This is a genomic window from Agrobacterium pusense, from assembly GCF_013285525.1.
Lineage (GTDB): Bacteria > Pseudomonadota > Alphaproteobacteria > Rhizobiales > Rhizobiaceae > Agrobacterium > Agrobacterium pusense.
On sequence record NZ_CP053856.1, the window covers coordinates 1,004,087 to 1,025,739 of the forward strand.

Annotated in this window: 20 protein-coding genes; 17 read left to right on the forward strand and 3 right to left on the reverse strand. The window is 58.4% G+C overall.

Going from position 1 to position 21,653, the window contains the following annotated elements:
- Window positions 1-67 precede the first annotated feature (67 nt).
- The 14 genes from HQN82_RS04895 (at window position 68) to lpxB (ending at window position 14,358) form a co-directional block, all read left to right on the forward strand.
- A complete protein-coding gene (locus HQN82_RS04895; protein ID WP_004441545.1) occupies window positions 68-910 on the forward strand; it encodes a cell envelope integrity EipB family protein in 843 nt (280 codons plus the stop codon).
- A gap of 192 nt (window positions 911-1,102) precedes the next feature.
- Window positions 1,103-1,870: a 30S ribosomal protein S2 gene (gene rpsB / locus HQN82_RS04900; protein ID WP_003502558.1), complete on the forward strand. Its 768-nt coding sequence runs from the start codon at window positions 1,103-1,105 to the stop codon at window positions 1,868-1,870.
- Between the two features lie 357 nt (window positions 1,871-2,227).
- A complete protein-coding gene (gene tsf, locus HQN82_RS04905) occupies window positions 2,228-3,154 on the forward strand; it encodes a translation elongation factor Ts (protein WP_004441554.1) in 927 nt (308 codons plus the stop codon).
- Window positions 3,155-3,251: 97 nt separating this feature from the next.
- Window positions 3,252-3,974, forward strand: coding sequence for a UMP kinase (gene pyrH / locus HQN82_RS04910; protein WP_003502561.1), 723 nt, complete (start codon window positions 3,252-3,254; stop codon window positions 3,972-3,974).
- A gap of 61 nt (window positions 3,975-4,035) precedes the next feature.
- Window positions 4,036-4,593: a ribosome recycling factor gene (gene frr, locus HQN82_RS04915; RefSeq protein WP_004441558.1), complete on the forward strand. Its 558-nt coding sequence runs from the start codon at window positions 4,036-4,038 to the stop codon at window positions 4,591-4,593.
- A gap of 62 nt (window positions 4,594-4,655) precedes the next feature.
- Window positions 4,656-5,399, forward strand: coding sequence for an isoprenyl transferase (locus HQN82_RS04920; RefSeq protein WP_004441561.1), 744 nt, complete (start codon window positions 4,656-4,658; stop codon window positions 5,397-5,399).
- Window positions 5,399-6,232 carry a phosphatidate cytidylyltransferase gene (locus tag HQN82_RS04925; RefSeq protein WP_112765771.1) on the forward strand — a complete coding sequence of 278 codons (834 nt, stop codon included), beginning with the start codon at window positions 5,399-5,401 and terminating at the stop codon, window positions 6,230-6,232. The genes HQN82_RS04920 and HQN82_RS04925 overlap by 1 nt, the downstream gene beginning before the upstream one ends.
- A 49-nt stretch (window positions 6,233-6,281) precedes the next feature.
- Complete coding sequence (rseP, locus tag HQN82_RS04930) at window positions 6,282-7,403, forward strand: RIP metalloprotease RseP (RefSeq protein WP_162699329.1); 1,122 nt, start codon at window positions 6,282-6,284, stop codon at window positions 7,401-7,403.
- Between the two features lie 199 nt (window positions 7,404-7,602).
- Window positions 7,603-9,927: an outer membrane protein assembly factor BamA gene (gene bamA / locus HQN82_RS04935; RefSeq protein ID WP_004441565.1), complete on the forward strand. Its 2,325-nt coding sequence runs from the start codon at window positions 7,603-7,605 to the stop codon at window positions 9,925-9,927.
- A 49-nt stretch (window positions 9,928-9,976) separates the two neighbouring features.
- Window positions 9,977-11,044, forward strand: coding sequence for a UDP-3-O-(3-hydroxymyristoyl)glucosamine N-acyltransferase (gene lpxD, locus HQN82_RS04940; protein WP_173614601.1), 1,068 nt, complete (start codon window positions 9,977-9,979; stop codon window positions 11,042-11,044).
- Window positions 11,037-11,504, forward strand: a complete 468-nt coding sequence (gene fabZ, locus HQN82_RS04945; RefSeq protein WP_004441570.1) for a 3-hydroxyacyl-ACP dehydratase FabZ — start codon at window positions 11,037-11,039, stop codon at window positions 11,502-11,504. The genes lpxD and fabZ overlap by 8 nt, the downstream gene beginning before the upstream one ends.
- Entirely contained in the window at window positions 11,501-12,316 is an 816-nt protein-coding gene (gene lpxA, locus HQN82_RS04950; RefSeq protein ID WP_006697564.1) for an acyl-ACP--UDP-N-acetylglucosamine O-acyltransferase, read from the forward strand. Before fabZ ends, lpxA begins: the two co-directional genes overlap by 4 nt.
- Window positions 12,317-12,319: 3 nt before the next feature.
- Window positions 12,320-13,186: an LpxI family protein gene (locus HQN82_RS04955; protein WP_162699314.1), complete on the forward strand. Its 867-nt coding sequence runs from the start codon at window positions 12,320-12,322 to the stop codon at window positions 13,184-13,186.
- Window positions 13,183-14,358 carry a lipid-A-disaccharide synthase gene (gene lpxB / locus HQN82_RS04960; protein ID WP_045534118.1) on the forward strand — a complete coding sequence of 392 codons (1,176 nt, stop codon included), beginning with the start codon at window positions 13,183-13,185 and terminating at the stop codon, window positions 14,356-14,358. Before HQN82_RS04955 ends, lpxB begins: the two co-directional genes overlap by 4 nt.
- A 129-nt stretch (window positions 14,359-14,487) precedes the next feature.
- Here lpxB and gltA read toward each other — a convergent pair whose 3' ends face one another.
- Window positions 14,488-15,777: a citrate synthase gene (gene gltA / locus HQN82_RS04965; protein ID WP_006697561.1), complete on the reverse strand. Its 1,290-nt coding sequence runs from the start codon at window positions 15,775-15,777 to the stop codon at window positions 14,488-14,490.
- A 262-nt stretch (window positions 15,778-16,039) separates the two neighbouring features.
- Between gltA and HQN82_RS04970 the strand changes: the two genes are divergently transcribed.
- Entirely contained in the window at window positions 16,040-18,514 is a 2,475-nt protein-coding gene (locus HQN82_RS04970) for a ComEC/Rec2 family competence protein (RefSeq protein ID WP_234904868.1), read from the forward strand.
- Between the two features lie 19 nt (window positions 18,515-18,533).
- Here HQN82_RS04970 and HQN82_RS04975 read toward each other — a convergent pair whose 3' ends face one another.
- On the reverse strand, window positions 18,534-19,211 hold the full coding sequence (locus tag HQN82_RS04975) for a glutathione S-transferase family protein (RefSeq protein WP_004441586.1): 678 nt from the start codon (window positions 19,209-19,211) through the stop codon (window positions 18,534-18,536).
- Between the two features lie 250 nt (window positions 19,212-19,461).
- On the reverse strand, window positions 19,462-20,184 hold the full coding sequence (gene lexA, locus HQN82_RS04980) for a transcriptional repressor LexA (RefSeq protein WP_045534120.1): 723 nt from the start codon (window positions 20,182-20,184) through the stop codon (window positions 19,462-19,464).
- A 331-nt stretch (window positions 20,185-20,515) separates the two neighbouring features.
- Between lexA and HQN82_RS04985 the strand changes: the two genes are divergently transcribed.
- Together HQN82_RS04985 and HQN82_RS04990 are read left to right on the forward strand one after the other, a co-directional pair.
- The gene (locus tag HQN82_RS04985) at window positions 20,516-20,974 is read left to right on the forward strand and encodes an RHS repeat-associated core domain-containing protein (RefSeq protein WP_210259557.1); all 459 of its coding nucleotides are present in this window, start codon (window positions 20,516-20,518) and stop codon (window positions 20,972-20,974) included.
- A 90-nt stretch (window positions 20,975-21,064) separates the two neighbouring features.
- The gene (locus HQN82_RS04990; RefSeq protein WP_146175666.1) at window positions 21,065-21,643 is read left to right on the forward strand and encodes a hypothetical protein; all 579 of its coding nucleotides are present in this window, start codon (window positions 21,065-21,067) and stop codon (window positions 21,641-21,643) included.
- The last annotated feature ends 10 nt before the right edge of the window (window positions 21,644-21,653 follow it).

The window sequence follows — 21,653 nt, forward strand, 5'->3', positions numbered from 1 at the left end:
GATGTTGATCCAAAAGCCGGGCGGTTGCTTGTACAATATGAGCGGTGAGTCCAACAGGAGATATTGCATGTTTGTCAGGACGCTTGGTTTCGTTGCCGCAACAGGGCTTATGACCGGCCTGTCGAACGCCGCCAGCGCCTTGCCCGTCGCGGTTCCCGATCTCATTGCACATCGCGCCGTCTACGACCTCGAACTCAAGGATGCGTCCGATCGCTCCGGCATCGAAGGCATGACTGGTCGCATGGTCTATGAGTTCACCGGCTCCGCCTGCCAGGGTTACAAGACCGATTTCCGTTTCGTAACGCAGATCAACACGGGCGATGCCGTGCGGATGACGGATCAGCAGACGACGACGTTCGAAGACATTGCCGCCAAGAAATTCACCTTCGAGACCAAGTCCTACACCGATGACAAGCTGGACAAGGAAGTGCAGGGGGCGGCAACCGATAGCAGCGATGGCGTGAAGGTCGACCTGACCCGTCCGGATGCCCGCCAGGTCAGTCTGGTCGCAAGTGAGTTCCCGACACAACACATGTTTCAGGTCATCGAGCACGCGAAGCAGGGAAAGCGCATTTTCGAATCCCGTATTTTCGATGGGTCGGATGATGGTGATGAAAGCCTGATCACCTCGACGCTGGTCGGCAAGGCGCAGACACCGAAGGACGGGGACGCGGATGCCGGCAAGGCGGGCGATTTCGCCAAGGCCGCCTTCTGGCCGGTGACCATCGCCTATTACAACGACAAGACCGGCACCGACGCTTTGCCGATCTACCGCATGTCGTTCAAGCTTTATGAAAACGGAATCACCCGCGATCTCACCATGGATTACGGTGATTTCGTTCTGACGGGAAAGCTTGCGAAGCTTGATATTCTCAAGCCCGAAACCTGCGAAAACAAGCCCGTGCGCTGAAACGGGGCCATTTGCGCGGTTTTTTCGCATAAACGCTTGCATTTTTAAGCGGGCGACTGTATGCGGCTCACCATTCCACACGCGAAGCTTGGGATGTTCCGGGAGAAATCCGGTCCGTTCCGCCCGGTGGTGTCGATGAAAATCGGCGCTGTTCGCTTCGCGGGGGTTAAACCGGAAAAGGAGTAACAAGGCATGGCATTGCCCGATTTTTCTATGCGCCAGCTTCTGGAAGCTGGTGTTCACTTCGGCCACCAGACGCACCGCTGGAACCCGAAGATGAAGCCGTACATCTTCGGCGACCGTAACAACATCCACATCATCGACCTGGCTCAGACCGTTCCGATGCTGTCGCGCGCCCTTCAGGTCGTGTCCGACACCGTTGCCCGTGGCGGCCGCGTTCTGTTCGTTGGCACCAAGCGCCAGGCGTCCGAAATCATCGCCGACAGCGCAAAGCGTTCGGCCCAGTACTACGTCAACTCCCGCTGGCTCGGCGGCATGATGACCAACTGGAAGACCATCTCGAACTCGATCCAGCGCCTGCGCAAGGTTGACGAGATCCTGAACTCGGAAGGCTCCGGCTACTCCAAGAAGGAACGTCTGAACCTTGAGCGCGAACGCGAAAAGCTTGAAAAGGCTCTCGGCGGTATCCGCGATATGGGCGGCGTTCCGGACCTGATGTTCATCATCGACACCAACAAGGAAAAGATCGCGATCGAAGAAGCCAAGCGTCTTGGCATTCCGGTCGTTGCGATCATCGACAGCAACTGCGATCCGGATCACATCGACTACCCGATCCCGGGTAACGACGACGCGTCGCGCGCCATCTCGCTTTACTGCGACCTGATCGCACGCGCTGCCATCGACGGTATTGCCCGTCAGCAGGGCGCTTCCGGCCGCGACATCGGCGCTTCTGAAGAAGCTCCGATCGAGCCCGCTCTCGAAGACGAGGCTGGCGCCTGATATAGGCCCTGTCTGGCGGCGATCCCGTATCGCCGTCTCCTCGACCAGGATATGACAAGGCCGTCAAAGACCTTCAATGGGTTGACGGCCTTGTTTGTTTCTAACCGCTCCGCCACGGTTTCTGGAAACCACAGGCGTCCGAGGTGGTTGGAACGGCAGGCAGTCTTCATAACGCTGTCACACTAGAGCGGCACCCATCATTTCGATGTTTGGCGACGCCGCAGCACTTGGGAATGCGCATGCCCCTTGTCGGAACCTCAGGGTTTCAAAGGGTGTGCGGCCGGGTACAGTCATCACCCAGAACTTCGGCACGGCAAATTCCGCCGGCTGACCGATCGAACCGATAAGAGGCACACAATGACCGAAATCACAGCCGCAATGGTGAAGGAACTGCGCGAAAAGTCTGGCGCAGGCATGATGGACTGCAAGAAGGCTCTTGCTGAAACCAATGGCGACATGGAAGCGGCGATCGACTGGCTGCGCGCCAAGGGCATCGCGAAGGCCGACAAGAAGTCCGGCCGCACGGCTGCCGAAGGTCTGGTCGGCGTTGCCACCATGGGTCACAAGGCTGTCGTTGTCGAGCTGAACTCGGAAACCGACTTCGTTGCCCGTAACGACGCTTTCCAGGATCTCATCCGCGGCATCGCCCAGGTTGCTCTATCCACCGATGGCACCGTTGACGCTGTTTCCGCTGCCACCTATCCGGCAACCGGCAAGTCCGTTTCCGACAGCATCAAGGACGCAATCGCAACGATCGGCGAGAACATGACGCTGCGTCGTTCCGCTGCGCTGGAAGTGCCGCACGGCGTTGTCGCGACCTACATCCACAACGCTGCCGGCGACGGCATCGGCAAGCTCGGCGTTCTCGTTGCGCTGAAGTCGGAAGGCGACAAGGCAGTTCTCAACTCCATCGGCCGCCAGGTTGCCATGCACATCGCTGCAACCAACCCGCTCGCCATCCGTGCTGAAGAAGTCGACGCTGCCGTTGCTGAGCGCGAGCGCAACGTCTTCATCGAACAGGCCCGCGAATCCGGTAAGCCGGAAGCCATCATCGAAAAGATGGTTGATGGCCGCATGCGCAAGTTCTTCGAAGAAGTCGCCCTTCTGTCGCAGGCTTTCGTCATCAACCCCGACCTGACCGTCGGCGCTGCCGTCAAGGAAGCCGAGAAGGAAGCAGGCGCTTCCATCGAAGTTACCGGCATGGTTCGCCTGCTGCTCGGCGAAGGCGTCGAAAAGGAAGAAAGCGATTTCGCAGCTGAAGTCGCAGCCGTCGCCAAGGGCTGATTATATTTACCCAATCTTGGGAAAACGGGAGGGCATCGCGTGACAACGCGGTGCCCTTCGTGTATCCGCGTTTCGGTTACATTTCCGAGGAGTCATGATGTCTTCCAAGCCGATCTACAAACGCGTTCTTCTCAAGGCTTCCGGCGAAGCCCTCATGGGTGATCAGGGTTTCGGTATCGATGTGGCGGTGGCCGACCGCATTGCCTCCGATATCGCCGAGGCAAGGGCGATGGGCGTTGAAGTCGGCGTTGTCGTCGGCGGCGGCAATATCTTTCGCGGCGTGGCCGTGGCATCCAAGGGCGGCGACCGCGTCACCGGCGACCATATGGGCATGCTGGCAACCGTCATCAACGCGCTGGCCCTTGCCACCTCGCTCCGCAAGCTCAGCATCGACACTGTCGTTCTTTCGGCAATCGCCATGCCCGAGATCTGTGAGAGCTTCTCCCAGCGTGCCGCCCTTCATCATCTGGCCCAGGGCCGCGTGGTGATTTTCGCCGGCGGTACGGGCAACCCGTTCTTTACCACCGATTCCGCTGCTGCACTGCGCGCCGCCGAAATGGGCGCAGAGGCGATCTTCAAGGGAACCCAAGTGGACGGCATCTATTCCGCTGACCCAAAGAAGGACCCGACGGCAACCCGCTTTGACGAGCTGACCCATAGCGAAGTGCTCGGCAAGGGGCTCGCGGTCATGGATATCGCCGCTGTCGCCCTTGCCCGCGAAAACCACATCCCGATCATTGTTTTCTCGATCCATGAGAAGGGTGGTTTTGCACAGATATTGACCGGCGGCGGCCGCAAGACCATCGTGCACGACAAATAATCCAAAACGATGCCGCCCCTGGGGCGAATACGGCCGCTGGCCGACAAGATGGAGTATCAAGATGAGTGGTGTTGACCTCAACGATATCAAGCGCCGTATGGATGGCGCCATCAATGCGTTCAAGAGCGATATCGCGTCGCTGCGCACCGGCCGCGCGTCGGCCAACATTCTGGACCCAGTGACCGTCGACGCCTACGGTTCGCGTGTGCCGCTCAACCAGGTGGCCAACATCACCGTTCCCGAGCCGCGCATGCTCGGCGTCAACATCTGGGACAAGTCGATGGTCAACGCTGTCGACCGCGCCATCCGCGAATCCAACCTCGGCCTCAACCCGATCGTTGACGGACAGAACCTCAGAATTCCGTTGCCTGAACTCAATGAAGAGCGCCGCAAGTCGCTCGTCAAGGTCGCCCATGACTATGCCGAAAAATCCAAGGTGGCGATTCGCCATGTCCGTCGTGATGGCATGGACGGTCTGAAAAAAGCCGAAAAGGATGGCGACATCGGTCAGGACGAAAGCCGTGGCCAGTCGGAAAAGGTGCAGAAAATGACCGACGACACGATTTCGGAAATTGACCGCTTGCTTGCCGAGAAGGAAAAGGAAATCATGCAGGTCTGATATCGCCTGCGATAGACCTGTCTTTTCCGTTTAATTCCGCGCTGCCCTGTTACTGGATCGATATGCCGACGACGACACGTTCCTCCATACCCGAGCACGTCGCCATCATCATGGATGGCAACGGCCGCTGGGCAAAGCAGCGCGGCCTCCCGCGCGTGATGGGGCATCGCCGCGGTGTGGAGGCCGTGCGCGAGACCGTGCGCGCGGCCGGTGACTGCGGCATACGCTATCTCACCCTCTTCGCCTTCTCGTCGGAAAACTGGCGCAGGCCCGAATCCGAGGTAAGCGACCTGATGGGGCTTTTGAAGGCTTTCATCCGCCGCGACCTTGCCGAACTGCACCGCGAGAACGTCCGCGTGCGGATCATCGGTGACCGGCAGGGGCTGAAGAACGATATTCGCTCGCTTCTGGAAGAGGCTGAGCAGATGACGGCCGACAACACCAAGCTGACGCTGGTGATCGCCTTCAACTACGGCAGCCGTGACGAGATCGCTCGCGCGACGGCGTCAATCGCCCTTGATGTTGCCGCAGGCAGGCTAGACGCCGCTTCCATCACCCCCGAGATGATTTCGGCCCGGCTCGACACCTCGGGCATTCCTGATCCTGACCTGATCATCCGCACCAGCGGCGAGGAACGCCTGTCGAACTTCCTGCTCTGGCAGGCGGCCTATTCCGAGTTCCTGTTCATTCCGGAATATTGGCCGGACTTCGACCGGCAGCTCTTCTTCTCCGCAATCGAGCAATATGCAACGCGTGACCGCCGCTTCGGTGCACTCACCGAGCAGGTTGCCGTGGCAGGCGCCTGATGAGCCGAGAACTCAGACTGCGGATTGTTTCCGCGATCGTCATGGCCGCGGTCATTCTGGCCGCAACCTGGTATGGCGGCATTCTGTTCCGCATCGTTGCGGGCCTTCTGGCGATTCTCATCTATTATGAGTGGTCGACGATTACCCGGATGTCGGAAAGCAATCCGACCGGCAACGCCTGGGGCTGGTTTTCCGTCGCCGTCATTGCCGGCAACACGATTTTCGGCGAATCCTCGCTCGACCTGCCGCTTTTGTCAGGCTTCACGCTGACAGCGGCGCTGTTTCCGGTATTGCGCGGCAAAAACTGGTGGCTGGTGGGGGGCATTTTTTATGCGGGTCTGAGCGGTATATCACTGGCGGCCATCCGCGGTGACGAACTGACGGGCTTTGTATCCATCCTGTTCATTTTCGCCGTTGTCTGGTCAACGGATATTCTTGCCTATTTTGTCGGTCGCGCCATCGGCGGGCCGAAGCTGGCGCCTTCTATTTCGCCCGGAAAGACGTGGTCTGGCGCGATTGGCGGGGCGGCGGCGGCCGTGATCGGCGGCGCGGCAGTCTCCATGGCCTATCACGGACGCATCAGCTTTCTGGTGCTGGGGCTTGCACTCCTTCTTTCCGTGTTCAGCCAGATCGGCGATCTCTTCGAATCCTTCGTGAAACGGCGTTTCCAGGTCAAGGATTCAAGCCATCTCATTCCTGGCCATGGTGGCGTCATGGACCGTGTTGACGGTCTTGTTTTCGCCTGCTTTACGGTATTCCTCATAGCTTTCGTGCACGCGGCGGCAACCGGCTATGTGCCCGGGTCGGGCGGCGGTCTGCTGCCGGGTTTCTAAGCGGCACGAAAGGTCACGACATGAAGGGCAGATTGTCATGAACACAGTAATGGCGGCGACCGGCTTTTTGACCGGCTATATCGTGCCCTTCATCCTGGTGCTTTCCCTTCTCGTTTTTGTCCACGAGATGGGGCATTATCTCGTCGGTCGCTGGTGCGGCATCCGTTCCACGGCATTCTCCGTCGGATTCGGCCCCGAGCTGCTCGGTTTCACCGACAAGCGCGGGACGAGATGGAAGATCTCAGCCATACCACTGGGCGGCTACGTGAAATTCTTTGGTGATGAAGACGCAGCGAGCAAGCCGGACAGCTCGGGCCTGTCCCATATGACGCTGGAGGAAAGGGCGCAGACGCTTTCCGGTGCAAAACTGTGGAAAAGGGCGGCGACCGTCGCTGCGGGCCCGATCGCAAACTTCATCCTCGCGATTCTCATCTTCGCAGTACTCTTCGGCATTTACGGCCGGATGATCGCCGATCCCGTTGTTGCAGAGGTGCGTGAAAACAGTGCCGCTGCCGCTGCGGGCGTGCGCCCCGGCGACCGTCTGGTGGCGATTGATGGCGAAAAAGTGGTGACCTTCGAAGATGTCCGCCGTTATGTCGGCATCCGGCCCGGCACGCCTATCACGGTCACCGTCGAGCGGGCAGGCGAGGAGCTCAAGCTGCCGATGGTGCCGACCCGGACCGAAACCACCGACCAGTTCGGCAACAAGCTGGAAATGGGCATCATCGGCATTGTCACCGACCAGACCAGCGGTAATTTCCGTCACATCAAATATTCGCCGTCGCAGGCGCTTCTGGAAGGTGTGCGCGAGACAGGCCACGTCATCACCGGCACATTCAATTATATCGGCAATCTCGTTACCGGCCGCATGAATGCCGATCAGCTCGGCGGCCCGGTGCGGGTCGCGCAGGCTTCTGGCCAGATGGCGACTCTTGGCATTTCCGCCGTGATTCAACTTGCAGCCGTTTTGTCGGTATCGATCGGGCTCCTCAATCTGATGCCCGTCCCGGTTCTGGACGGCGGACATCTCGTGTTCTACGCCATCGAGGCCATCCGCGGCAGGCCGCTGGGAGCGGGCGCGCAGGAGGTTGCCTTCCGCATCGGCATGGCGATGATTTTGGGTCTTATGGTTTTTGCAACATGGAATGATATCAGCAGCTTGATTGGCTGAGGATTGTGTTTTAACGGTTTTGTTAGTCGGTTGTTTACCTTGTTTTTATGCCAAAGTGGCGAATGAGCCACTCTGGAGCACGAAGTAAACAGAATTTAACGTTCGCGCTTGCTTGTAGGGGAAAAGCAGGTAAAACGACGCACATGGCCGGAGTCGGGTTCCGCCCGCTGAGGGACAACGTAAAAAGGTAAGAATTGAAATGAAGGCTGGTTCAAGATTTTTGAACGCTGTGTCGGCGGTTGCTCTGTCTGCCGGTGTTTCTTCGGTTGCGGGCCTTGGTGTGCTTGCCTCTGCTGGCGTTGCACAGGCAGCCGTCATCAGCAGAATCGACGTTCGCGGCGCCGAAAGATCGGGTGCGGATTCGGTTCGTTCCAACATCACCATTGCGCCCGGCAAGAACTTTTCCAATTCGGACATCGATGAATCGGTGAAGCGTCTTTACGCCACCGGTTATTTCTCGAATGTTTCCATGCGCGTTTCGGGCAGCACGCTTGTCGTGACCGTCAACGAGAACCAACTCGTTAACCAGGTAGTCTTCAACGGTAACCGCAAGATCAAGGACGACAAGCTCGCCGGCATCGTGCAGACGCAGTCGCTCGGCCCGTTCAATCAGGCCATCGTGACGGCGGATATTGCCCGCATCAAGGAAGCCTATGCCGCTATCGGCCGCAGCGATGTCGAAGTCACCACCCAGACGGTTTCCGTCGGTCAGGGTCGCGTGAACATCGCTTTCGTCATCAATGAAGGTGAGCGTACCAAGATCGGCCGCATCGACTTCGTGGGCAACAATGCCTACAGCGATGGTCGTCTGGCTGCTGTCATCAATACCAAGAAGTCCAACATGCTGTCATTCCTGACGCGTAAGGACGTCTACAACGAGGACAAGCTGCGCGCCGACGAAGAGGCGCTGCGCCAGTTCTATTACAACCGCGGTTACGCCGACTTCCGGGTCGTTGGTTCCGAGGCTGTGCTTGATGAGTCCAAAAACGAATACAACATCACCATCACGGTCGATGAAGGTCAGCGTTACAACTTCGGCAACGTCGCGGTCGAATCGACCGTTCCGGGTGTTGAGGGTTCGGAGCTTCAGGGCCTCGTTGAGACCCGCCAGGGCGCAAGCTACAGCGCCAAGGAAGTTCAGCAGAGCATGGAGGCGATTTCCAAGCGCGTCGCCGGTGAAGGTTATCCTTTCGCCCGTGTAACGCCGCGCGGCGACCGCGACATGTCCGGCAACACCATTGGCGTGACCTACATCGTTGATCAGGGCGAGCGCGCTTACGTCGAGCGTATCGAAATCCGTGGCAACACCCGCACGCGTGACTATGTCATTCGTCGCGAATTCGATATTTCTGAAGGCGATGCGTTCAACCAGACGGTTATCACCGCTGCCAAGCGTCGTCTGGAAGCGCTGGGTTACTTCTCGAAGGTCAATATCTCGACCGCCGGCGGCAGCGCGCCTGACCGCGTCGTGATCGTGGTTGACGTTGAAGATCAGTCGACCGGTTCGTTCGGTATCGGCGCCGGTTATTCGCAGAACGACGGTGTTCTGCTCGAAGCCTCCATCGAAGAAAAGAACTTCCTCGGCCGCGGTCAGTATATCCGTCTCGCTGCCGGTGCGGGTGAAGACGATGCGCGTAGCTACACGCTGTCCTTTACCGAGCCTTATTTCCTCGGCTACCGCCTTGCTGCAGGTTTCGACCTGTTCAAGAGCCAGAGCCGCAGCGAAGATTATTACGACTACGACGAGCAGGGCTTCTCGCTGCGCGTGACCGCGCCTATCACCGAGGATCTCTCGACGACGTTCAAGTATACCTACAAGCAGCTCAACTATGATGGTGAGGGTGACTGGGAGACCGGTAGCAACCTTGCTGCACCTTATAAGGACCTGATCCGCGGTGGCGATTGGACGCAGTCCATCATCTCCAACACGCTGAACTACAATACGCTCGACGACCGCAACATGCCGCGTGAAGGCTGGCAGGCTGCTTTGACGAACGAATTTGCCGGTCTGGGTGGCGATTCTGAATATTACAAGATCTACGCCAAGGCGCGCTTCTTCTATACCCTGTCGGATGAGTACGATGTCATCGGCTCGCTCACCGGTCAGGCCGGTCACGTGATGCCGACGGGCGACAATCTGCTGGTATTCGATCAGTTCAAGTTCGGCGGACGTCAGGTGCGCGGCTTCAAGAACGATGGTATCGGTCCGCGCATCGGTTCCGACTCCATCGGCGGCACGACCTATTTTGCCGCCTCTGCTGAAGTCACGGCTCCGATGCCTGGCGTTCCCGAGGATTTCGGTCTGCGTCTTGCTGGTTTCGTCGATGCCGGTACGCTTTACGGCAATAAGGTCGCCAACAGCGCCGGTGTAAAGGATGACAATTCCATCCGCGCATCCGCCGGTATTGGCGTGATGTGGGCGTCGCCCTTCGGTCCGATCCGTGTAGACTACGCGGTTCCGATCGCCAAGGAAGACTACGACGAGGAACAGCGTTTCCGGTTTGGCATGTCCAACACTTTCTGATATCGGCAGTCCAGAACTGCAACTTTGAACGTTCTGGAGTTTCCGGCTAATGGAATACAACGCGTTTTTTCCGCCCCACGAGGGACTGCGATTGAAAGACATCGCAGACCGCTTTGGGGCGGAACTGTCTGATGAGGCGGCGGGAGAGCGGATTGTCAGGTCCGTTTCTCCGGTCTATCGGGCAAAACCCGATCAGCTCTGCTATATCCTTTCGCGCAAGAACCGCGATGAGCTGCAGACCTGCGAAGCCGCCGCCGTCATTTGTGACGCTGCCCTTGTGGACATGCTTCCGTCCGACATCCCCGCGCTGATATCGAAAAATCCACACACGCTGTTTGCCCAGGTTGGTGCCTTGCTGCACCCCTCGGCGATGCGTCCCGGTCCGATCGCGCGGATGGAAAGCGAAATTTCTCATGCTGCGCATGTCGATCCTTCCGCGAAGCTGGAAGCGGGCGTCATTGTCGAGGCGCTCGCAGTGATCGGCGCCGGCGCCCACATCGGTGCTGGTACGCGGATCGGGCCCGGTGTCATCATCGGGCAGGACGTACAGATCGGACGCGATTGCACCATTGCAGGCGGCGCAAGCGTTCTTGCCGCGCTCATCGGTAATAATGTGATTATCCACAATGGTGCGCGCATCGGGCAAGACGGTTTCGGCTATGCCCCCGGTCCACGCGGCATGCTGAAGATCGTCCAGATTGGCCGTGTCATCATCCAGGACAATGTCGAGATCGGCGCGAACACCACGATCGATCGCGGCACCATGGATGACACGGTGATCGGCGAAGGCACCAAGATCGACAATCAGGTCCAGATTGGCCACAACGTTCGCATCGGCCGCCATTGCGGCATCGTCAGCAAGGTCGGCATTGCGGGCAGCACCCGTATCGGCGACGGTGTGATGATTGGTGGTGCGGCAGGCGTCAATGGCCATATCAACATTGGCGACGGCGTGCAGATCGCTGCCATGAGCGGTGTTGTGGCGGACGTGCCGGCAGGCGCCCGTTATGGCGGAACGCCTGCGCGACCGATGAAATATTTCCTGCGCGACATGGCCGAAATTCTGGCACGCGCTGAAGGGCGTGATAAAAAAACAGGAGAGAAAAACAATGACTGAAGAAACGAAGACGACGCTCGGCGCGGCTGACATTCTGGAAGTCATGAAGCTTCTGCCGCATCGTTACCCATTCTTGCTGATCGACAAGATCATCGATATTGACGGTAACAATTCGGCGACCGGCATCAAGAACGTGACGGTCAACGAACCGCATTTCACCGGCCACTTCCCGGACCGGCCGATCATGCCGGGTGTTCTGATCGTCGAAGCCATGGCCCAGACGGCAGGTGCAATATGCGCCCGCAGTCAAGGCGAGGGCGGCCATCTGGTCTACTTCATGACAATCGACAACGCCCGTTTCCGCAAACCCGTGATCCCCGGTGACCGTCTGGAAATCCACGTCGTCAAGCAGCGCCAGCGCGGCAATGTCTTCAAATTCCATTGCGAGGCGAAGGTGGATGGTGCGCTGGTGGCGGAGGCTGATGTCGGCGCCATGATGATCCCCGAGGACCAGCAATGAGCACGATTGCCGCCTCGGCCAGAATTCACCCCACCGCCGTGATCGAAGATGGCGCGGTGATCGGTGAAAACGTCGTCATCGGTGCGCTGAGCTACGTCGGCGCGAAAGTCACGCTGCATGATGATGTCCGGCTGCACAATCATGCCGTTGTATCCGGCCTGACGGTCATCGGCCGTGGATCGGTCGTCCACCCCATGGCGGTCATCGGCGGCACGCCGCAGGCGGTTCGCCACGACGGTTCTGAAACCACGCTCGAAATTGGCGAGCGCTGCATCATGCGCGAAGGCGTCACCATGAACGCCGGCAGCTCTGATGGCAGCGGCAAGACGATCGTCGGTAACGACAATCTGTTCCTTGCCAACTCACATGTGGCGCATGATTGCCGCCTTGGCGACCACATCATCCTGTCCAACAATGTGATGCTGGCAGGCCATGTGACGATCGAGGACCGCGCCATTCTCGGCGGCGGCTGTGCTGTTCACCAGTTCACCCGCATTGGCCGTCAGGCCTTCATCGGCGGACTGTCCGCGGTCAATTACGATGTCATTCCCTATGGCATGCTGAATGGCAATCCCGGCATTCTCGGCGGCCTTAATGTCGTTGGCATGACGCGTGCCGGCATTGAGCGCGCAGATATCCACAAGGTCCGGCGCGTCTTCAAGCAGATTTTCGAGGCGGAAGGCACGATCCGGGGCAATGCGGCAGCGATCGACCGCAGCGAATATCTGGATTGCCCGCAGGCGCTAGAAATCATCGATTTCATTGGAGTGGACAGCGACCGCGCAATCTCTTCGCCCAACCGGGGCAAGTGAGCCGTGACAGGCGGCGGGCGTCTCGCCATTGTGGCCGGCAGCGGCCATTTGCCGCTTTACGTGGCGAACGCCGCCCGTGAGATGGGAGAAGATCCTTTCATCGTGCGGCTGCGCGATGATTCCCGCTTCGACTGGAGCGGTTTCGACAACGCCGTCATCTCGGTTGGTGACGTCGCCGGGCTTGGCCGGCTGCTGCGTGACAACCGGGTGGATCGTGTCGTACTCTCCGGGGCCGTGGCGCGGCGGCCGGAATGGCGTGAAATCCGCCCCACCGTCGCCATCCTGCTAAAACTTCCATCCATCGTCAAAACGCTGTTGTCGGGCGGCGATGACGCCGTTCTGCAGATGGTCATAAAGATCATCGGCACGCTCGGTGCGAAAGTCATCGGCGCGCATGAGATCGCTCCAGGCCTCTTGGCCACGACTGGCGCTTTCGGCACGCAAAAACCGGCCGAAGACGACTTGAAGGACATACGCAAGGCAGCTGAGGCGGCGCTTGCGCTCGGCAAACTTGATGTCGGGCAGGGCGCGGTCTCCGTCGGCGGCCGCATCGTGGCGCTTGAGGGCGTTGAAGGCACGGACGCAATGTTACTGCGCGTCGCGGCATTGCGCGCGGAGGGACGCATCTCGCCCCGCCGCCGGGGTGTGCTGGTCAAGCTCTGCAAACCGCAGCAGGATATACGCGCCGATCTGCCGACAATCGGGATCGAAACTGTCGAAAATGCCCAAAAGGCCGGGCTTGCGGGCATTGCCGTCGAAGCCGGACGCGCACTGGTGCTTGATCGTGACGCGATGTTGAAAGCTGCCGATCAGGCGGGCATATTCGTCTGTGGCATCGATACGTCACTTCGCGGAGACATGATGGGATGACGGAGAGATTGAAGGTGGCGGTCATCGCCGGCGAAGTGTCGGGCGATCTTCTCGGCGCGGATCTGATCCGGGCCCTCAAGGCCCGATATCCCGGTTCGATCGAACTTGTCGGCGTCGGCGGCGAGGCGCTCGAGGGGCAGGGGCTCACTTCTCTTTTCGATTATTCCGAACTCTCGATCATGGGGTTCACGCAGGTCCTCAAGAAACTGCCCAAACTGATCGGCCTGATCAACCGGGCGGCTGAGGCGGTGATACGGGAAAAACCGGATGTCCTTTTGATCATCGACAGCCCGGATTTCACCCATCGAGTGGCAAAAAAAGTCCGCAAGGAACTGCCGCATCTGCCGGTCGTCAATTATGTTTGCCCGAGCGTCTGGGCCTGGAAAGAACATCGCGCCACGGCGATGTTATCCTATGTGGACCATGTCCTGGCTCTCCTGCCATTTGAGCCGGAGGCGATGCGCAGTCTCGGAGGCCCGCCGACCACATTCGTCGGCCATCGCCTCAGCGTCGATCCGGACGTCCTCGCGGTGCGTCGGAAGCGGGCAGAACGGCCACTTCCAGCGGAGGGGCGGCCGAAGACGATTCTTCTTCTGCCCGGGTCGCGTTCCACCGAGACCACCAGGCTGATGGAGCCGTTCCAGCACGCGGCGAAGGCTTTTGTGGAACGGAATGGTCCGACGCGGTTTCTGCTGCCCACCGTTCCACGTCAGGAACATCGCATCCGCGAACTGGCGGCGTCTTGGCCGCAGGAAATCAGACCCGAAATCGGCATCGATCCTGCTTTCAAGTGGAACTCCTTTGCGGAAGCCGATGCGGCTATCGCAGCGTCAGGCACGGTCATTCTTGAGTTGGCTCTTGCCGGCGTGCCGACCATATCTGTCTACAAGACCGACTGGATTTTCACCATGCTGAGCAAGCGGGTGAAGACTTGGACGGGTGCGCTACCCAATCTCATTGCCGATTATGCTGTCGTCCCGGAGTATTTCAACGAGGTGGTCAGGGCCGGATCGATGCTGCGTTGGGCGGAACGCCTGTCATCCGATACAATTGAGCGGAAGGCCATGCTCGAAGGTTATGCTCTGGTGCAGCAACGTCTGCGCACGGATGTCCCGCCTGGCGAAACCGGCGCGGCTATTCTCCTTGAGGTCGTGAACGCCCGCAGACAGTGAGGTTGAAGCCCCGGCTGTGTCAGGGCCTGTGTTGCCGCCGGTCCCACCGCGTGTATCCCAATCCACAATAGCAAGCAAAAAGGCCGGCGAGTAAAACTCGCCGGCCTTTGATGTGACTTGGTTTGCCGATTAACGCTTGGAAACCGGAACGTAGTCGCGTTTGCCGGCACCCGTGTAAAGCTGGCGCGGACGGCCGATGCGCTGCTGCGGATCTTCGATCATTTCGTTCCACTGTGCGATCCAGCCAACGGTGCGGGCGAGAGCGAAGAGGACGGTAAACATGGTCGTGGGGAAGCCGAGCGCCTTCAGCGTGATGCCCGAATAGAAGTCGACATTCGGGTAAAGCTTCTTTTCGACGAAATACGGGTCGGAAAGGGCGATCTTTTCCAGTTCCAGCGCGACCTGCATGATCGGATCGTCGGAATTGCCAGTGGCTTCCAGCACTTCATACATCGTCTTCTGCATGATCTTGGCGCGCGGGTCGTAGTTCTTGTAGACGCGGTGACCAAAGCCCATCAGGCGGAACGGGTCGTTCTTGTCCTTGGCGCGGGCGATATATTCCGGAATGCGGTCAACCGAGCCGATTTCATTGAGCATGTTGAGCGCCGCTTCGTTGGCGCCGCCGTGTGCCGGACCCCAGAGGCAGGCAATGCCGGCCGCAATACAGGCGAACGGGTTGGCGCCCGACGAACCGGCAAGACGCACCGTGGAGGTGGAGGCATTCTGTTCGTGATCGGCATGCAGAATGAAGATGCGGTCCATGGCGCGGGCCAGAACCGGATCGACCTTGTATTCCTCGCACGGCACGGCAAAGCACATGTGCAGGAAGTTAGAGGCGTAATCCAGATCGTTCTTCGGGTAAACGAAGGGCTGGCCGATATGGTACTTGTAGGCCATCGCAGCGATCGTCGGCATCTTGGCGATCATGCGAAGCGATGCGACCATGCGCTGATGCGGATCGGTGATGTCGGTCGAGTCGTGGTAAAAGGCCGAGAGAGCGCCGACCGTGCCGCACATGACGGCCATCGGATGTGCGTCGCGGCGGTAGCCGGTAAAGAAGCGGCTCATCTGCTCGTGCACCATGGTGTGGCGCGTGACGCGGGTATCGAAATCTTTCTTCTGTGCCGCCGTCGGCAGTTCGCCGTAAAGCAGCAGATAGCAGGTTTCCAGGAAGTCGCCCTGTTCGGCGAGCTGTTCGATGGGGAAGCCACGGTGCAGGAGAACACCTTCGTCACCGTCGATATAGGTGATCTTGGATTCGCAGGAGGCCGTCGACGTGAAACCCGGGTCGTAAGTGAAGGAGCCCGTGTGTTTGTACAGCGTGCCGATATCGACGACGCTCGGCCCGATCGTGCCTTCCCTGACAGGGAGTTCGACCTGTTTGTCGCCAAGTGTCACTGTAGCGCTTTTTTCCGTCATACTGATCCTCCGAAAACATGCGGGTGGGGGCGTTGAGACACGCCCCGCGGTTAAGCGTCTACCGATTAGCTATATGATCCTGTCGCAGATGCCAAGCTATCCAAAGGTCAAATTGTGCATTGCGGCAAACGCAAATGCGTTGCTTTTGGCCTCGTTGATCGAAGCAATTCAATCTCGGTCAACGCGCGGTTAAAGGAAAGCATTGCAATCTCGGGCGTCCCTCTGCAAACCTGTTTACAGTGCGGCAGGGGCGCGGCGCAGAATGCTTGGTCAAGGGGAAAAACAGCATTTCGGATATGCCGAAACGATGCAGGGAAACGCCCCCGGCACGGTGGATATCCTGTTTCCGCTGCAGCGGACCGTCGCCGTCGCGATCCCTGTTCTGCCGCCTCTGGTCGACAGGCCCGAACCCGGCGTTTCCGTTTCTCGAAAAATTGCCGTCTGGCTGACGGAAGAACGCGCATTCGGGCACGATTTTCTTTTCGTACCCGTTGTCATCGGTTGCGGAGCGATCCTCTGGTTTTCTCTCGACACCGCGCCTTCCTTGCCCCTTCTGATCGTCGCATTTTTAGTCGCGGCCCCACTGGCGCTTCTCAACCGATACCGCCTTGATACGGTGGGAAGGGCGTGCAGCCTTGTCGCCCTCTTGTTGCTCGGCATGCTTTTTGCCGAACTGGAAACCCGCCGTGCGGCGACCATCCTTCTGGACACGCCGGTCACCACCACCCTCACCGGTAAGGTGGTGCGCCGGGAGGTGGATGCGCGGGGCGACTGGCGGTATCTGGTGCAGCTCCACTCCACTGAAGCGCCGTCACTAACGCGTCTGCCGGGGAGGGTGTCGCTCCTTGCGCGCGGTGGCGGCGACGCCATGCCGATCGGCGCGACCATACGCGGCAAGGCACGGCTCTCTCCACCGTCCGGACCGGCTTTGCCGGGATTGAACGACTTTGCCTTTTCATCTTATTTCCGGGGCATCGGTGCGACAGGCTTTTTTTACCAGCCGCCCCAGGCGGTGGCGACGGCGGACCTTGGGGCCGAGGGTTGGCTGGATGTGGCCGACATGTGGCTTTATCGCCTGCGTGCCGCCGTCGCCGAGCGCATTCGCACGACGATCGGCGGCGATGCGGGTGCCTTCGCTGCATCCATCGTCACCGATGAGAGACAAGCCATATCGCCGGAAACCATGGAGGCGCTGCGGGTCTCGGGGCTGGCTCATATCGTTGCCATATCCGGGCTCAACATGGCCTTGGCATCAGGCATCTTCTTTGTCGGCATGAGGCTCGCATTCAGCCTTTTCCCAGCCTTTGCCCAGCGATGGCCGGTCAAGAAGATATCCGCCTTCGCAGCGCTCCTGATGACACTTTGCTACTATCTGATTTCCGGTTTCGCAGTTTCCGCCGAGCGGGCCTGGCTGATGATGTCGGTGATGCTGATTGCGGTGCTCTTCGATCAGCCCTGGCTCAGCCTGAGAAATGTTGCGCTCTCCGCCCTCGTGATACTGGCGCTGTCCCCGTCCGAAGTGATGGGGCCAAGCTTTCAGATGTCTTTTGCCGCAACGATCGCGCTTGTTTCTGCATATGCGGCCTGGAGCCGTTGGCGCATTGACCGCGAGCGTCTTTTTAGGGGGCGAAAACCCGCTTGGGTGACGGTGGCGCAAACGGCAGGTGCCGTGATCGGCGGCGTTATCACAACGTCGCTGATCGGTGGGCTTTCGACAGCAATCTATTCTGCCGAACATTTCCAGCGTGTCACCACCTATGGACTTTTTGCCAATCTCGCCGCCACGCCGCTCATGTCGCTGATCGTCATGCCCTTCGGTCTGATTGCGATGCTGCTGATGCCGTTCGGGCTCGACGCGCCATTCCTGAAGGTCATGGGCCACGGCATGGCGCTGGTCATAGAGGTCGCGGACGAAGTCGCCTCCTGGGGTGGCAGCGCCGCGACCGGACGTCCGCATGGCTGGTTCATCGGCATCGCCTCGGCTGGCTTCCTGCTGCTGACCCTGCTGCGCAGCCGCCTTGCGCTTTTGGGCATTCCGCCTCTGCTGCTTGCCTTCGGCCTCTCGGCAGCGACATCTCAGCGCGATCTGCCCGATCTCCTCGTTCATGAAGACGGTTCTCTGGTCGCGCTTCTGGACGAGAACACGGTTTACGCCACAAAAACCCGGCCGCATGGCTTCATCTATGACCAGTGGCAAAGGGCGCTGCTGCTTCCGGAGAAACCGCTCGCGCCCGTTATCCTCAGAAAAGACGTTCCAACCGCGTCCGGCATCGCACTCACCAAGAAATCAAAGCTCACGCGGGACGAAATAAAGGCTGTGGGACGAGACATGGCGGCTGCGTTGAAGGATGCAGCGCCTGGAATTTTTACATGCAAGTCAGGTCGCTGGTGCGTGGCGCGTGCGGAAAGCGGCGAATGGATCATCGTACTGGAAGACGGCCGCCTCGCCGGAAAGGCATGTGACATTGCCGACATCGTCATTGTTTCCCGCAGAACGTCGTTTGCACAGTGTCGCTCGGGCGCGTTACTCCTCAACCGCGACATATTGCGGCGCATCGGTTCCGTGGAGATAGACTTCGCGAGGAGCGATCAGCCCGGCGTTGTCGGTCGGCTACGGGCGTCGACCGCGGGCGCAAACCGCCCGTGGAGTGAACATCGATATTATGACTGGAAAACCGGACGTTTCGACCGGGAATTGCCTGAAACGATCACCCGTCTGCTGGCGGCGTCGCAATGATCGCCACCAGCAAGGATCGTCAGGCCTTTGCGCGTAGATCCGTCGTCAATTCGCCGATTCCGGCGATCTCCTCTTCATGTGCCGCGTCACGCCAGGTCTCCTTCAGTCCCGCCTCATACCATTCGCGCATGGAAGGCAGAGCGAGCAGTCGCTCACAATAGGCTTTTGCCGCAGGAGAAAGGTCTGCGCCATACGTCTGAAAACGGAATGCCACAGGGCAGTAGAAGGCATCCACCGCCGTGAACTTCTGACCGGCGAGATAGGGACCGCCGAAATTCGACAGGCCCTCGCTCCACAACGCATCGACACGCTTTATATCCGCCGCAAGCCCGGCATCGCTGACGTTCGGTCTGACACGAACGCCAACGGACATGGGGTAGAGATTGCGAAGGGACGAAAATCCCGCATGCATTTCGCTTGCTGCCGACCGCGACCAGGCTCTCGCATGCTTGTCGCTTGCCCATACCCCTTGATGACGTTCGGCAAGATATTCGGCAATCGAGAGTGACTCCCAAATCGTCACGCCATCATCGACGAGGCAAGGCACCTTGCCAGTTGGGGAAAAGGTGGAGAATGATACGCCTTCACCAAACGGGACGAGTTTTTCCTCGAAGGCGATACCGAGCGTGCGCATCAGGACCCATGGCCTCAGCGACCAGGAGGAGTAATTCTTGTTGGCGATATAAAGATCGTACATTGCGGGTCTCCTGACTGTGAAGCGGGTTTTATACCAGCGGCCCGGCCCGGAATATCGCAAAGAATCCATCGCTCCCATAACGCCAATTGATGGGTGGGGCGCCATCCCTGCCGACGTCCTCTGGCAAAGCCGCCTTCGCCGCCATAAAAAGAAAAGGCGCATCACCCGAGTGGAATGACGCGCCGTTCATCCTGAAGGCCTGATTTATCGCTCATCGACCGCTCCGGCCTTATCCGGACCGGCAGCAGCATCAATGATACCGGCGGATCAGCCCTACCAGCTTGCCCTGGATTTTAACCCGATCAGGTCCGAAAATGCGGGTTTCATAGGCAGGGTTTGCGGCTTCAAGTGCGATCGAGGCGCCTTTGCGACGGAAGCGCTTCAGCGTCGCTTCCTCGTCATCGACCAGCGCCACGATGATATCGCCGGGATTGGCGGTGTTACCGTTGCGAATGATGACGGTATCGCCATCGAAGATGCCGGCCTCGATCATGGAATCGCCCTTGACCTCGAGCGCGTAATGTTCGCCCGAGCCAAGCATGTCCACCGGAACCGCCACGTCATGCGTATTGTTCTGAATGGCTGAGATCGGCACACCGGCAGCGATCCGGCCCATGACGGGCACGGTTGCCGCGCCTGCTATGTCGTTCGCGGGCGCCTTGGGAGCAGGGGCGGGCTCAGGCATCTTGGGCTTGCCGAGGCTGCCTTCAATAACGCTCGGCGAGAAGCCCCGTTGCGGCCTCGAGCCGGGCACATAGGCCTCCGGCAGCTTGATCACTTCAAGCGCTCGCGCCCTGTTAGGTAGCCGGCGAATGAACCCTCGCTCTTCCAGAGCGGTGATCAGCCGGTGGATGCCGGATTTGGAGGCAAGATCGAGTGCGTCCTTCATTTCATCGAAGGAGGGCGGCACGCCGGACTCTTTCATTCTTTCATGAATGAAGAGAAGCAATTCCTGCTGTTTGCGCGTGAGCATGAGGAAAACACCCTTAAGAATCGTCGTTGAAGTCGCGAAACAAATACAGAACGAACACTATATGTTCCATATGTGTTCCGCAATCCCCTAAAATTTCGTGAACTTGGGGCGAGAAAACAAAACGGGAATGGCACGTTAAGAACCCCGGTAGGTAAGCTGGAATGAAAATCATAAGATTTCATTGTTTTTATTGGCTTTTTTCCGAAAATTAGGCGTCGCCAGTCGCTGTATTGGCAAACCTCCATAATGCGTCGTTCTCGCGCAGCAGCTAAGTAGCCGATTACTCAGAATATATTGAGCCCCGTCTTACGATTGAATGCTCTGCGATGTCGTGATTAGGAACCTTATTGGAACACCGATAGCAACCCAAGCTTTTCTTGTCGGTCTCGCCGGGCGGGAGTGCGAGCCCGAGACGGGCCTATCCCACTATCGTTCACGCGCCTACGATCCCTCGACCGGGCGCTTCCTTCAGGAAGATCCGATCTGGTTCGAAGCCGGTGACCTCAACGTCTATCGCTATGTCTGGAACTCGCCCGCCAATTGGACCGATCTGTCTGGCATGAGTGCAGCAAGCGAGCGCGTCGGTCTTGGGGCGATCGCCATTGGGGTGCAGCAAGGGCTTACGATCAATCGCTCGGTTCAGGTTGCGGTATGGGTTCGCCGTTGGAGCGGCACCCGATACGTTCTCCAGCAGGTTGTGAAGGAGGTAACACTTCAAAATAAAGGCTTGGGCTGCGTGATCGGTCTGAAGCTGGCGAGTATTGGCGCGACCATAGAGATCACCCTATAGGGAAAGGACGCCATATTGGCTAGGTTGACCCTGACGGGGCGCATTGGGAAAATTATGGCGATAAATGGTTGCCAAAAAAAGCGGTGATTAATGAACAGTCAGAGAGATACACAGCAACCATCTCAAGATGTCCTTCGATCACTGTCCCGTAATGAAGTAGACGCCGCGCTATCGTATCTAGAGGGTTGGGGGATCGTTTATGACGCAGTTGTAAGTGTAACTCGTCTTCGATCGTTTGATTGTGTTGCCTTCATGAACGATAAGATGGCAAATTTGGAACTTACGGAATATTCGTATCCGCAAATTTATCCGGTGTCGAACTCCGTTTACGATTCGATAAGAGAGTTTTTCTTTGAGAAATTAACATCCAAGAATGAATATATAATGGTCTCCAACTGGAAGATCGGCGCTGAAACACCGAACATCGCTGGTTCCTTAGGTGGCTTCTATATGAACAATGACGGTGTCGAATTTTTTCACAAAGGTGTTACATTTAAAAACGTTGATTTTATGAGAGAAAATTCTTCGACACTGTTTATTGGAATCCATGAGGTATTTGATGAAGTCTCGATTTCATTTGAAGAATATTTATATCGCAATATTAATTCATATTATGTGAATGTAATGGATGATGAGTTGATACTTTATTTCAGCGCGGCCGAATTATGACGCGCTGATC

Bases quoted from the DNA above. Each gene is read 5' to 3' on its own strand.
- HQN82_RS04895 (WP_004441545.1), top strand. From the start codon at position 68: ATGTTTGTCAGGACGCTTGGTTTCGTTGCCGCAACAGGGCTTATGACC.
- rpsB (WP_003502558.1), top strand. From the start codon at position 1,103: ATGGCATTGCCCGATTTTTCTATGCGCCAGCTTCTGGAAGCTGGTGTT.
- tsf (WP_004441554.1), top strand. From the start codon at position 2,228: ATGACCGAAATCACAGCCGCAATGGTGAAGGAACTGCGCGAAAAGTCT.
- pyrH (WP_003502561.1), top strand. From the start codon at position 3,252: ATGTCTTCCAAGCCGATCTACAAACGCGTTCTTCTCAAGGCTTCCGGC.
- frr (WP_004441558.1), top strand. From the start codon at position 4,036: ATGAGTGGTGTTGACCTCAACGATATCAAGCGCCGTATGGATGGCGCC.
- HQN82_RS04920 (WP_004441561.1), top strand. From the start codon at position 4,656: ATGCCGACGACGACACGTTCCTCCATACCCGAGCACGTCGCCATCATC.
- HQN82_RS04925 (WP_112765771.1), top strand. From the start codon at position 5,399: ATGAGCCGAGAACTCAGACTGCGGATTGTTTCCGCGATCGTCATGGCC.
- rseP (WP_162699329.1), top strand. From the start codon at position 6,282: ATGGCGGCGACCGGCTTTTTGACCGGCTATATCGTGCCCTTCATCCTG.
- bamA (WP_004441565.1), top strand. From the start codon at position 7,603: ATGAAGGCTGGTTCAAGATTTTTGAACGCTGTGTCGGCGGTTGCTCTG.
- lpxD (WP_173614601.1), top strand. From the start codon at position 9,977: ATGGAATACAACGCGTTTTTTCCGCCCCACGAGGGACTGCGATTGAAA.
- fabZ (WP_004441570.1), top strand. From the start codon at position 11,037: ATGACTGAAGAAACGAAGACGACGCTCGGCGCGGCTGACATTCTGGAA.
- lpxA (WP_006697564.1), top strand. From the start codon at position 11,501: ATGAGCACGATTGCCGCCTCGGCCAGAATTCACCCCACCGCCGTGATC.
- lpxB (WP_045534118.1), top strand. From the start codon at position 13,183: ATGACGGAGAGATTGAAGGTGGCGGTCATCGCCGGCGAAGTGTCGGGC.
- gltA (WP_006697561.1), bottom strand. From the start codon at position 15,777: ATGACGGAAAAAAGCGCTACAGTGACACTTGGCGACAAACAGGTCGAA.
- HQN82_RS04970 (WP_234904868.1), top strand. From the start codon at position 16,040: ATGCTTGGTCAAGGGGAAAAACAGCATTTCGGATATGCCGAAACGATG.
- HQN82_RS04975 (WP_004441586.1), bottom strand. From the start codon at position 19,211: ATGTACGATCTTTATATCGCCAACAAGAATTACTCCTCCTGGTCGCTG.
- lexA (WP_045534120.1), bottom strand. From the start codon at position 20,184: ATGCTCACGCGCAAACAGCAGGAATTGCTTCTCTTCATTCATGAAAGA.
- HQN82_RS04990 (WP_146175666.1), top strand. From the start codon at position 21,065: ATGAACAGTCAGAGAGATACACAGCAACCATCTCAAGATGTCCTTCGA.